This is a genomic window from Clostridium sp. LS3 (assembly GCF_055330225.1).
Genome location: NZ_CM143921.1, coordinates 758,732 through 772,470, shown reverse-complemented (window position 1 = coordinate 772,470; position 13,739 = coordinate 758,732). Strand labels below are relative to the sequence as shown.

The following is a 13,739-nucleotide window of genomic DNA, read 5'->3' as shown; positions in this document are numbered from 1 at the left end:
TTTTCACTAAGTCTATTTTATACCAGTTACTGCTACTTCATTTACTTCTGAAGGTTCCTTATATGTCGGTACTATTTGCTTCATTTTTTCTTTTACTATATTCTCATCATTTTCTTTTAAAATACTTTCTAACTCTCTTAGCTTACATTCTAATTTATCTATACTATCAAATGTTGGTCTTCCAATATAAATTTTATTATGAGCTGTGTTTACTAACCCTTCTTCACTCATTAATAACTCTTCATATAATTTTTCTCCTGGTCTTAATCCTGTAATTTTTACTTTTATGTCTCTGTGTGGTTCTAGACCAGATAGTTTTATTAAATCAATAGCCAAATCATATATTTTTACTGGCTTTCCCATATCTAAAACAAATATTTCACCACCATTTGCAAATCCACCTGCTTGTAATACAAGTTGAGCTGCTTCCGGAATTAACATAAAGTATCTAGTAATATTTTTATGTGTAACTGTTACAGGTCCACCATTTTTAATTTGATTTTTAAATAGCGGAATTACGGATCCATTACTTCCTAGAACATTTCCAAATCTAACAGCAACAAACTCTGTATTACTTATAGTATTATATGATTGAACTATCATTTCACATAAGCGCTTAGTAGCTCCCATTACATTTGTTGGATTTACAGCTTTATCAGTTGATATTAAAACAAATTTCTCAACTGAATATTCATGAGACTTTTTGACTAAATTTAAAGTTCCAAATACATTATTCTTTATAGCCTCTTTAGGGCTATCTTCCATTAAAGGAACATGTTTATGAGCTGCAGCATGAAATACTACATTTACTTTATATTTATTAAACACTTCGTCTAATCTTTCATAATCCCTAACTGAACCAATTAAAACCTTGATATTTAGTGATTCATAATTAGAATTTAATTCATTTTGTATGTCATATACTGTATTTTCATATATATCAAATAAAATTAAAAGCTTTGGCCCGAATTGTGAAATTTGCCTGCATAATTCTGATCCAATTGATCCACCTGCTCCTGTAACTAATACTACTTTATTATTTAAGTAGTTTGATATTCCCTTATTATCCAATACTACTGGATCTCTTCCTAATAAATCTTCAAGCTCTACATCTTTTATTTTACTAACTGTAGCTTCACCTGAAATTATTTCATAGATTCCTGGAATAATTTTAACTTTGCAATTAGTTTTTTTACAAATTTCAAGAATTTGTCTCTTATTTTCATTATCTATTGATGGAATTGCAATTATTATAGTGTCAATTTCCCTTTCTTCCGCTAATCTAATTATGTCATTTCTATTTCCTTCTACCTTTATACCACTTATTCTTTTACCTTTTTTAAATTCAGTATCATCTATTAAAAGAATAGGATTAAGCTTTAAATTTCTTCGAGCAAACATTTCATTAATTATCATAGTTCCCGCTGATCCAGCTCCTACTATCATAACTCTTTGCTGATCCTTAGAATACTTATATGGCACATACAATAACGTTCTTCTATAAACTCTGTATAATATTCTATATCCTAGTACCAGTATACATGAAATCATAGTTCCAATTACACAAACATTTAATGGTATAGTTGCACCAAAATTTCTAGTATATAAAATTACTAATACTCCAGCTAAAATTCCTCCACCTGCACCTAATAAAAACTCATCTGTCCCTGTTAAATGCCATAATGAGCTATACATCTTAAATAATGCAAAACATATCAAGTAAATTATAGTTACTGAAAATACATCTCTTTGATATATAGTAGATATTTCTGTAAATCTATCAAAAAAGGTAATATTTATTGCTAATAAATAAGCCATATTAACCATAAAAATATCTATTATAACAAGTAAAAGAGTCTTTACTCTATTCATAAAATTTCCTCCTACCCATTTTTAGGTATAGCATTAAACTATCTATTCTTTATTTTTTATTCCATATAATTATACTACTAATAATAATAAATTGTCTATATTACTATGACACATACACTACTTCTTAATTTTTTTTCTAATCAAATTAACTAAATCATTAAAAATGTTTCTATATGAAATTAATATAATAATTATGTTAGCTATAGTTAGTAATAATATTATTAAATTAAATTTATAAACACTTGAATATGCAGCTAAGATATATACAGATATAATACATATCCACAATTTAGAGAATTTAAAATTTATTTTATAAAATTTATTTGCATAATATGTTCTAGCTAAGAAAAACACTATATATGCAAGCCCAGTTGATATTGCTGCTCCTTTAGCTCCATAAATAGGAACTAAAACTAAATTACCAATTATATTTGCAATTGCTGCAGCTGCAGCTATGTAAATATGATATTTTGTTTTCTTTTTAAAATTAATACCTAAAACTGTAGTTTCAGATATAGTGTACATTATTGGCATAAGAACTAAAAAAGGAAAAATAAATTGAGATCCTTCATATTTTTCGCCAAGTAAAATTATTAAAATATCCTTAGTTGCAATTAACCCTACTGAAATAAATAACATAACTGCTGATACAATTTCATTTATTTTTACAAAAAACTCTTTATCATTAGGATTAGTTGAGTACTTTTCATAAGCTACTGGAGTCCAAAAAGTTGTAAACGCTCCTTGAACAGTATTTAAAAGTGAAATTATATACATTGCTCCTGTATATAATCCAATTTGTGCATAGTCATTACTAAAATTTTGTATAGAAATTCTATCTATAGATTGGAAAATCCAAGTTATTGCCATTGAAAATATAAATGGAGATCCATAAATAAATAAATCTTTTGTAGTTGTTTTTATTGGCTCATCACTAAAGTTGAACCAATCATTTTTTTCATATAATATTGCAAGAACTACCATTACTATGTTCGATATTACTGTTGCTAATATCATAGTAATATAGTTATTTTTAAATATATAGAAAAATACAAGCATCAATGCTAAATATGCTAGTTTATTACTAACTCCTAAAAATGAATATACTTTTCCTTTTTGCTTCATTCTAACATGTACCATTGCAAAATTTCCTACTATACTAGCAGTACTGTGTATAATCATTAATAGTACAACTAAGAATGAAGTTTCACTTATCATTAAATTAGAAACTTGTGTATATAATATCAAGAGAAAAACCCCTAAAATCAAATTACTAATTATAGGAACTTTAATGCTGGTTCTTAAAAGCTTCCCTCTATTATTTTCATTTTCGTCATTATAATATCTTATGTATGCTTGGTCTATTCCCATTGTTAATACTAAAACTATAAGACTAGTATATGTTATAAACATAGAGGCTTTTCCATTTTGTGTTGGGTCAATCATTCTTGAAACTATAGGAACAGATACAATTCCTAAAATAAATACTATTGCATTTCCTAATGCAAATTCTATAAATTTTTTAAATAGCTTATTCATTATTATCTCCATTCTTATTTAAAATATCTTTATAGACAGCTATAATTTTATTAGAAATAACTTTTTTAGAAAATTTGCTTTCTACATATTTACGTAACATATTTGGATCAAATTTATTAATATTTTCTATCATCTCTATCATTACATCTTTAAGTATATCTTCATCCTCTGATTCTATCATATATCCAATATCCTCATTATAAAAGTCCTCTGGTCCTCCACATTTAGTTGTAATTATAGGAATACCACATGATAACGCCTCAATATATACTATGCCGAAAGTTTCGTATTTACTAGGTAAAACAAAGGCATTTGATCTATTAATATATTTATTTAATTCTTCTCTTGAAACAGCTCCAACAAACTCCACATTTTCTGATATTCCTAATTTATTTACTAAATCAATCAAATTTTGCTTTTCTGGACCATCTCCTACAATTGTTAATTTCACATTATTATAAACTTTTATAACTTTGTATAATGCTCTTATTGTTAAGTCGATATTTTTATTTTCTTTTAGATGAGAAATTGATATAAAGTTAAAATTCTCTTTTATAGTATTTTTATTAATATTAAACTTTTCTATATCAACTATATTAGGAATAACTTGAACATAATTTTTACTATGCTTATTAATAGATTCTTTTAAGGCTTCTCCTACGCTTATTATTCTATCAGCATAGTCATAAACACTCTTTAATATCGGTAAATCATGTTTTCTTAATTCATCTTTTAAAACAGAAGATGAATGTTCTGTTATTACATATGGTATATCATACAATTTTTTTATATTCATTCCTACTAATCCACCATATAAAGCTGAATGAACATGTATAATATCTGGTTTTCCTTCTAACTCTATATATTTATTAAAGAGTTTTAAAGATTGTTTAACCCAAAGATTAACTCCTAGAGTTCCCCTCATTGTGAATATATTCCATCCATGTAGCCTGTAAGTAGTTAATCCATCTTCAATATACTTTCTAATCTGAAAATGATTTTTATTAAAACTATTAAAATTAATTCCAGAAACTCTCCTAGTTTCAGAAAAAATAACACCTACTTTATTACCAGCTTCTTGTATAGCTTTAGCTTGTTCTTTATAAAAAATGCTACTTAATGGATTTTCTAGCGTAGGATATGCTGATGGTATCACTAAAATATGCATTAATTTTTCACCTCTATTTTTCTAATAATTTTCTATATATATCTATATATTTGTCACCAATTTTTTCCCATTCAAACTCTTCTATAACTTCAATTGCATTATCAGACATTTCGTTGTATCTACGTACTAACTTATTTAAACTCTTTTCTATTGAATCTCCATTATCAACGGCATATCCAACATATCCTTCTTGATAATATCCATATATACCTTGGCCCTTTGTATATAAAACTGGAAGTCCTTGACTTAAAGCTTCTATATATGATAAGCCAAAAGTTTCAAAAGTTGAAGTCATAACAAAAATATCATTTTCATTAAATATTTCTCTAATTTTATCTTTATCATTTATTTTACCAAAGATTCTTATATGATCATTTAGCTTTTTTTCATTAACTAAAGATTTTATATTCTCTAAATATTCTCCATCCCCGACTATATCATATCGAATATTCATTCCCTTACTTATCATATGACTTATATCCTGTATTACTTTATGAATGTTTTTATTCTTAGTAACTTCACCAACATATGTTAACCTTAAAATATCATTTTCCAAACTCTTGCTAGATTTAGCTCTATTTTTTATCCAATAATTATTAAGACCATTTGGTAAAACTATTGACTTACTTTCTATCTCTTTCCTATATTTTTCAGGTATATATGTGTTTATAGTATTCTCCTTATATGATGGAGATATAAAAATAATTTTTTCTGCTCTTAAAAGAATATCTATTCCTAATTTTCTTAAATGAATAAAATACTTAAAAAATACATTAACATCTGTATTTCTCACAGCCACAATATAAGGAATTTTATAAGTTTTATTTAACTCATATGCCATATATCCATTAGTAAATAATGTATGTGCATGAACTATATTAAAGTCATTAATATTTATTTCTGACAATAAACCTGTATAATTTTTCATAGCTTTACGCTTAAAAAACAATCTATCTAAATTATTGCTTGTTTCTTTTATTATAAAATTACAATTATTGAAATCATTTATTTTACCGATGTCTAGACCTGTCTTAATCGGTACGTAAACTACTTGTTTTATATTTTTTTCTCCTAAGTCTTTAAATAAATTTTCATATAACTTAGAACCGTAATAATAAGAACATAAATGTAATACATTAATATCCATAACCTTATAATCCTCCTATTTTCCTACATAGGTTTTATCTTTATCTTAACATATTTATTAAGAAAATAAATAAAAGATTTCTTAAAAACATATTTTTCGAGTAAATTGTTATTTATATGATATAATTCTATATGTATAATATCATTACTGAACTTAATAGATTATTTTAAAAAGGAGATTTTTTTATGAAAATAATATTATCGCATGATGTAGATAATCTTACTACTAAAGAACATAAAAATGATTTAATAATTATTAAAATGATAATAAGGGCATTCATAGAACTATTATTATTTAGAATTAATTTTAATACTTTTTTTACTAGGTTAAAACTAATATTTAATAATAATCTTACTAATATTAAAGAATTAGTAGAATTAGATAAAAAATATAATACAAAAGCGACTTACTTTTTTGCAACCTCAAATGATAATACATTAGCTTACAAAGCTGAAGCTGCTAAGCCACATGTAGAGTACATACTAAAAAATGGCTTAAATGTTGGAATACATGGAATAGCTTTTAATAATTTTTCTAAAATGAAAGAAGAATATGACAAGTTTAATACTATTCACAATACAAGTAATATAGGTATAAGAATGCATTACTTAAGAAAAGATAGGGAAACCTTTGCAAATATGAAAAAAATAGGTTATGCTTTTGATACAACAGAGTATTCACCTGAACTTAAACAACCCTATATTACAAAAGAAGGATTAGTAGAAATACCTTTTCATCTTATGGATAGTTATTTGTTCCAAGATAAAGGACTTCAAAAATATAATTTAGACTATGCCGTAAAATTTACAAAGAAAATTATTGATGATAATTATAATAATGATATTATATTTAACGTTAACTTTCATCAAGAATATTTCTCAAATGGGTGGAAAGATTGGAAAGATTGGTACACATGGATTGTTGAATACTGCCATAACAACAATATAGAATTTATTAGTTATCAGGAGGTAGTTGATGAACTGGGAAATAAATAAAATAGATATTAGTAATAAAGAGTTATTGCTAAAATGGGATAACTTTGTAGATGAATCGCCTGAAGGTACATTTTACCATAAGAGTTATTGGCTTTTAAATAATATAGGAAAAAACTTTAAATCTGCTCAAAGCTACGAGTTTTATTATCTTAGCGATAAAAATAATAATTGGATTTCAGCATTCTATATATCTACTTCAAAAAAAATAGGAAAAAATTTTATAGTAATGCCTCATATGACACCTTTTGGAGGTGTTATGATTGCTCCAATGATACACAAATTAACAATTAGTAAAAGAATAGGAAATATTAAAGAAATAAATGAAATTTTCATAAAAAAATTAAAAGAAAAAACTTTACTTTACTATAGCTTTTCACCAGAACACACTGATATGCAGCCGTTTATTTGGAATAATTATATTACAAGCGTAAGATATACATATAGAGTGAATTTGGACGATGAAAAGATTCTTTGGAGTAATTTACAAGAAAAAACTTCTGTTAATAAAGGTAATAAAAGTAATGTTAAAATTAAATGGGGATTTAATGAATATCTTGATATTTATTTTGAATTAAATGATAAAAGCTTTAGCAGCCAAAATATAGATAACTTTGATAATGAGTTAACTAAAAATCTATTAAAAGAATTAAACAAAAATAATAATTGTATTATAGGGATAGTTTTCGATGAAGATAATACTCCTATTGGTGGTTGTGTTTTAGCTTACGATACCAAAAGAGCCTACTATATTATGGGGGGTATTTCCAGAAATAATAATTTTGGAATGTCTTATTTACTTTGGGAAGCAATGCTATATACTAAAAACATATTAAAGCTTCCTGTATTTGATTTTGAAGGTTCTATGATACCTTCTATTGAAAAATACTTTAGAAAATTTGGGGGTGAGTTAACTCCTTACTATACACTAAATAATTTATTACTTACTATAAAAAATGCTATATCACATTGATATAGCATTTTTATACATATTATTTTTATCTTATGAAATTTATTCCTAAATTAATTAATACATTATCACTAATAATAATTTTACTACCTAATACATAAAGATTATCAATATTAGGTCTAATTTCAGAAATAAGATTTTTCACATCTGGTTCAGGTGAGTTTACGTTTGATAATATAACGAATTCACCATTTTTTCCAGCTAAAGCTGAAGCTGATAAGGCATCTGGAAAATCTAGACCTGATGCAATATATACATCACTTAAGTTTATATCATTCTTAAATCTATCAAATATCTTCTTATTAGTTTCATATCTATCTTTTCCACCAAGTCTTTCAACGTTTGGTAATTTACTAGCTACATTATTAGAAATTGCTCCAGTTGAACCTATAATAAAACTTTTATTTAAGTTTAATCCTGTTATATAATTTGAAACTACATCTGGCAAATTATTGTTTTCAGTTAAAAGTATAGGACTCTTTCTTTTAGCAACAATTGGAGAAATTGATAATCCATCAGCAAAATCTAATCCACTAACTATAGATACCTCACCTGATTCACTTCCAACCTCTTTAGCTATTTTTACAGAAGTCTCATACCTATCTTTTCCACCTAGTCTTGTACTAGATATACCTGAAGCTGAAAGTCCTGATTCAATTGATGAAGGAATAACGCTTGTTCCCCCAACTATAAACGTCTTTGTAACGCCTCTACTCTTTAATAACTCTAATAGTCTAGGCTGATTATTAAGAGTTGTGTTATCAACTAAAATTATAGGTGCATTATACTTTGCAGCTAATGGTGCTGCACATAATGCATCTGGATAGTCTATACCTGAAGCTAACACAGCATAATCTGATACATTCCATCCTCTTTCAAAAATTTCATATGATGTTTCATACCTATTACTTCCAAATATTCTACTTGCAAGTAATGTTCCATTTTCACCTAAACTAATATTTTCAAGCAAATAATCAATAGCTCCATCTGCTATTGCATTAACTAATTTTTCTTGATAGTTCCAATTTTTCATATTATTAGCTTCATTCACATTAGTTAAAAATCCACATTCAACTAAACTTGCTGGCATTCTAGTTTCTCTTACAACATGGAAGTCTTCCCATTTAGCTGATCTATTTATAGCTCCTGTATAACTTATTAATTTATTTTGAAGCTTTTGAGCTAGAGGCTTGTCTATTTCTTTATTGTAATAAGTTTCTATACCTGAAGCACTTACTGCTCCTGCAGAATTTATATGTATAGAAATAAAAATATCAGGGTTTGCATAGTTAGCACCCTTACTTATATCTCCTAATGATACAAATTCATCTGATGTTCTACTCATTATTACCTTTATCCCTTGAGCTTCAAGTTTTTCCTTAACTCTTAACCCAAGATTTAAATTCAAATCCTTTTCTATTATTCCATTTCCACTAGCGCCAGGGTCATATCCACCATGTCCCGGGTCAATATAAACTACGTATTGAGATTTAGCATTTGATACCTCTGAATTTACTGCTCTAACATCAGCCCTCTGAGTTGAAACATATACTTCTTTTATAAAGTATTTAGTATCTTTTTTACCAACTATAAAAGTAGTACCTTCACTAACTCCAATTAAATTATTGCCACTAACTGTAACTATTTCGTCGTTTTCAGACTTCCATACTACACCTTCGTAATTTTGTAAACTTGAAAGATTAATCTCTTCTCCTAAATATGCATATATACCATCCTCAAATATTACATTCTCTTCTCCATATTTAGAAACTACTTCTTTTAACATTTGCTCTACTTGTTGTGAACTACCCTCCTGGGCTTTAGCTTTAACTTCAAATAAAGGAAATGTAAAATTCATTATGAAGGCAAGTAATACAATAGATACTGTTAATTTTAAATTTCTATTATTTCTCAAGATCCCCATCCTCTCTTCTTTGTTTTTTTATTTATATTAAAGTTTACATAATATAATTATATAGTATTAATTCAACCTATTCAACAAACTTAACTAACAAATTCAGTTAATTATTTCATAATTTATGTAAATTTTGTTATAATACTCTATGTAATGGAATAATTTATATTATTCAAATATACATATAGGAGTTATAAAATGAAAAATAAATATTTAAAAACATTAATTTTAACATTATCTATAGTATCAACTTACGTTTTTAATGTACAAGCATCATCAATAGAATATGTGGCTGGACAAAATAGATATGAAACTGCTGCTTTGATATCTGACAAGCTTGATTATTCTACTGTTGTTCTAGTTAACGGACTAGCCTTGGTAGATGGGCTATCTGCAAGTGGTCTTAGTGGGAGTTTAAATGCTCCAATTTTATTAACAGAAGTTAATTCAATTCCAACTTCAACATTAGATAGAGTAGGAAAAGCTACAAATATCTACTTAGTTGGAGGTGAAAGTGTAATATCAAAATCTGTAGAAAAAAAACTTAAAGACTATGGTAAAAACGTAATACGCTTAGGAGGATTAGATAGATTTTCTACCTCTTATTCTGTTGCAAATGAAATCGAAAAAATTAAAGGTGTAAATGAAATTTACTATGTTAATGGTTTAGTTGGAGAAGCAGATGCAATGAGTATTGCACCTGTTGCAGCTAAAACAGGAAACCCTGTTATATTGACTGATGGTAAAACAACAAACTATCTAAAATCTGTAAAATCATATTCCATTGGAGGACTTACTGTTTTAAATTCATCTTTTGATAATTTTTCTGAACGTATAAATGGAATAAATAGATTTGAAACAAATAAAAATGTAATCAAAAAATTTTTTCCTGATAAAACTCATGTAAATTTAAGTAAATCAGAAGAACTTATAGACGCATTAACATCATCTGCTTTAAAAGAGCCCGTTGTTTTAGTTGATAACTATTCAGATAAATCTATAATAGCTGGAGCTAAAAGTGCTACAGTTTTTGGTGATATAAATCAAAGTGCAGTAAATAAAGCAAAAAGCTATGTATATTCTGATAAAGTAATATTTTATTCTCAACACCAAGATGATGAAACATTGTTTGCTGGCAGCACTATAGTTGATGCCATTAAATCTGTTGGTAGAGAAAATGTATATGTAGTATTAATCACAGATGGAGATGAAAGTGGTGTTTTCCTTGATGATAGATATAAAAAACTTAGTATTTTTGAAAAGACAACTTTAAGAAATAATGAATTTAAAGCAGCCGCCTCTCAGTTAGGATTACTAGAAAGTAATTTAATATTTCTAAACCAACCTGAGAAAAATGTTGATGAAGAACTAGTTAAAAATACAATATTAAATTTTGAAAACAATTTTAATAATGTAACACATATAACTCATAGCTATAAGTATGATATACATCCACAACATTTAAGAACAGGTCAGGTTCTATACAATTTATATAAAGAAGGACTTATTAAAGATTGTAGATTCTTTGGACGTAAGGAGCTTATACCTACCAATAATAAAAAGGATCTAATAGAAAGTGTTGCTGATGACATAGATGAAAAAAATAAAGTTTTAATGGCTTGTTATGAATATAAGGTTGATAATAAAGATATGATTAGAGAAGGAATAGGATATAAATCAGTATCCTCTTTATTTAATAATTTAACATCTAATAAACTTGTTCCATCATATTTGCATGAACCTGGATTATAAGCATAATAATAAAATGGACATAGTAAGTTTGCTTATTCCGTCACTTCGCTCCAAGTCAACGCAAACTTACATATGTCCACTTGAAAACTAAAAGAATGAAATTCTAAATAATATATTACAATTGTTGTTTATAATTGTAATATATTATGCCCTTATGATAAAATATTCTTTAGAAAGGAAGTGTACAAATGTCACAACTTGATAATAAAAATAGAAGAAAAGTTAAAAAGAAAAAAAAGAAATCTATAGGCTTTAAAATATTTATTGGATTTCTATGTATACTACTTGCATTTACTATTGTAGGCGGAGGATACGCTATAGGACTTCTAAATAAAATGAAGAGTGTTAAGTTAGATAATAAGAACTTAGGAATAGTTGAAGAAGAATTTAAGGATTATGAAAACTCTAAAAAAATAAAAAATATTGCTCTTTTTGGACTTGACTCAACTGACGGTGAAACCGGTCGTTCAGATTCAATTATGATTGCTACTATAGATCCTGTTCATAACAAATTAAAGATAACCTCTGTTATGAGAGATTCATATGTATCTATAGCTGGACATGGACAAGATAAAATAAATCATGCTTATGCCTTTGGTGGTCCTGAATTAGCAATAAAAACTTTAAATGAAAACTTTGGATTAAACATAGAGGATTTTGTATCAGTTAACTTTTCATCATTACCTGTAATTATAAATATTCTTGGTGGAATTGACCTGGAAATCAGAAATGATGAACTTGAATATATAAATGGCTATATTGATGATATAAATTCAAAAGATGGTACTAATTCTCCACATATAACTTATTCCGGAGTTCAACATGTAGATGGGATTCAAGCTCTTGCATACTCTAGAATAAGATATACTAGTGGCGGAGACTATGAAAGAACACAAAGACATAGAACTGTTCTTGATGCTTTATTTAATAAATTAAAAAGTACATCAGTTGCATCATATAACTCATTGTTAAATGAAGTTTTACCTTATGTTCAAACTAATTTAAACGCTACTGATATCCTTTCACTTGGAACAAAAGTACTTGGTATAGGAAATAACCTAGAACAAGAAAGATTCCCTAGAGATGGTTATGGTGAAGGAACCATGATTGATGGTGTTTACTATTTAACTTTTGATAAGGATGCTACTGTAAAGCAGATGAGAGATTATATATTTAATGATGTGAAATAAATATAATTAAGGGAACTATATTAAAATATCTTTTAATATAGTTCCCTTATAAAATATATTAATACTATAAACATTATTCATGTCATCTTTAAATCTATTCTTTTAATAATATTTTTGAAAATACTTTGTTTAATAATCTTAAAATAGTGTTGTCAATTATAATAGCTATAATAAATGAAATTATAGTTGTTAATATTACAGTAACTAATACCCCAAAAACTGGGTTTATTGTTAATGCACCTATCCCCAACTTTTCACTTATTATATATGCAAGAACAAATGCATGTATTAAATACATAGAATAACTATATTTACTTATTAAAATTATATATTTATTACTATAAGTTATTTTTAAATCATTAGTAAACCATAGAAATACTGCAGAGGACATAAAAATCATAGTTGGGGCAAAATCATAAATATTAGAACTTGCTTTTGGAATAAATCTTAAAATTATTATAGTTAACATTACTGATATTAAACCTAATATGTATATTATTTTACTATTTCTTTTTGCATAATCTCTTGTTAAAAAGTATCCTATTATAAAATATATTACCCACCCATCAAAGACTAAATTATTTATTCCTACACTTAAATTTAATATTGGTCCATATACTTGGATAAATTTAGTTCCAATAATAATTATTATTAATAAAGCTAACATTTTATCCGATAAATTTTTTACCATTACTTTTATGAATGGCGTTACAACATACAATCCAATTATTGTATAAACAAACCATAAATGATAAAAAACCGGCTCTTTAAATATATCCTTTATTGCATACATAATATTATGCGGATTCATTATACTCCATTTATATTTATAAATAAATAAATAAATTCCTGAATAAACAAATAGCGGAACTACTATTTTTATTAGCTTTTTTTTGTAAAAATAACTAATGTCTTCATCCCTGCTATTTAAAGCTAATGCTCCACTTATTATAAAAAATATTGGTAAGGCAATTCTAACAACCACTTGTAATATTGTTCCATACCACCACTGTAAGCTAAACTCATCTACTCCATAAAAAACTCCATCTGATACATGAATAGTAATAATTGCTATAGTGGCTATAGCTCTCAATAAATCAATAGCATATATTCTTAAGCACTTGTCCATAATAATGTTTATCCCCTCATTCTTTTTAGTCGAAATATGCTTTAATTAAATAATAAATTTATTAA

Annotated in this window: 10 protein-coding genes; 4 read left to right on the top strand and 6 right to left on the bottom strand. The window is 26.5% G+C overall.

All coding sequences use genetic code 11. The features are described 5' to 3' along the window. Window positions 1-12: 12 nt before the first annotated feature. The 4 genes from ACZJV1_RS03555 to ACZJV1_RS03540 form a co-directional block, all read right to left on the bottom strand. Complete coding sequence (locus ACZJV1_RS03555) at window positions 13-1,872, bottom strand: polysaccharide biosynthesis protein (RefSeq protein WP_463651469.1); 1,860 nt, start codon at window positions 1,870-1,872, stop codon at window positions 13-15. A 117-nt stretch (window positions 1,873-1,989) separates the two neighbouring features. After that, window positions 1,990-3,411 carry an oligosaccharide flippase family protein gene (locus ACZJV1_RS03550; RefSeq protein ID WP_463651468.1) on the bottom strand — a complete coding sequence of 474 codons (1,422 nt, stop codon included), beginning with the start codon at window positions 3,409-3,411 and terminating at the stop codon, window positions 1,990-1,992. Continuing rightward, a complete protein-coding gene (locus tag ACZJV1_RS03545) occupies window positions 3,404-4,579 on the bottom strand; it encodes a glycosyltransferase (protein WP_463651467.1) in 1,176 nt (391 codons plus the stop codon). The genes ACZJV1_RS03550 and ACZJV1_RS03545 overlap by 8 nt, the downstream gene beginning before the upstream one ends. A 13-nt stretch (window positions 4,580-4,592) precedes the next feature. After that, window positions 4,593-5,726, bottom strand: a complete 1,134-nt coding sequence (locus tag ACZJV1_RS03540; RefSeq protein ID WP_463651466.1) for a glycosyltransferase family 4 protein — start codon at window positions 5,724-5,726, stop codon at window positions 4,593-4,595. 185 nt (window positions 5,727-5,911) lie between these two features. On the opposite strand from ACZJV1_RS03540, the gene ACZJV1_RS03535 reads away from it, so the two are divergent. Both ACZJV1_RS03535 and ACZJV1_RS03530 read left to right on the top strand, forming a co-directional pair. Beyond that, a complete protein-coding gene (locus ACZJV1_RS03535; protein ID WP_463651465.1) occupies window positions 5,912-6,721 on the top strand; it encodes a polysaccharide deacetylase family protein in 810 nt (269 codons plus the stop codon). Beyond that, window positions 6,702-7,691 carry a hypothetical protein gene (locus ACZJV1_RS03530; protein WP_463651464.1) on the top strand — a complete coding sequence of 330 codons (990 nt, stop codon included), beginning with the start codon at window positions 6,702-6,704 and terminating at the stop codon, window positions 7,689-7,691. The genes ACZJV1_RS03535 and ACZJV1_RS03530 overlap by 20 nt, the downstream gene beginning before the upstream one ends. 25 nt (window positions 7,692-7,716) lie before the next feature. Here ACZJV1_RS03530 and ACZJV1_RS03525 read toward each other — a convergent pair whose 3' ends face one another. Then, entirely contained in the window at window positions 7,717-9,612 is a 1,896-nt protein-coding gene (locus ACZJV1_RS03525; protein ID WP_463651463.1) for a cell wall-binding repeat-containing protein, read from the bottom strand. Window positions 9,613-9,801: 189 nt separating this feature from the next. Between ACZJV1_RS03525 and ACZJV1_RS03520 the strand changes: the two genes are divergently transcribed. Both ACZJV1_RS03520 and ACZJV1_RS03515 read left to right on the top strand, forming a co-directional pair. Beyond that, on the top strand, window positions 9,802-11,355 hold the full coding sequence (locus ACZJV1_RS03520; protein WP_463651462.1) for a cell wall-binding repeat-containing protein: 1,554 nt from the start codon (window positions 9,802-9,804) through the stop codon (window positions 11,353-11,355). Window positions 11,356-11,543: 188 nt separating this feature from the next. Beyond that, complete coding sequence (locus ACZJV1_RS03515; RefSeq protein WP_463651461.1) at window positions 11,544-12,545, top strand: LCP family protein; 1,002 nt, start codon at window positions 11,544-11,546, stop codon at window positions 12,543-12,545. Window positions 12,546-12,639: 94 nt separating this feature from the next. Here the strand turns inward: ACZJV1_RS03515 and ACZJV1_RS03510 are convergent, their stop codons facing one another. Continuing rightward, complete coding sequence (locus ACZJV1_RS03510) at window positions 12,640-13,674, bottom strand: acyltransferase (RefSeq protein WP_463651460.1); 1,035 nt, start codon at window positions 13,672-13,674, stop codon at window positions 12,640-12,642. Window positions 13,675-13,739: the final 65 nt, after the last annotated feature.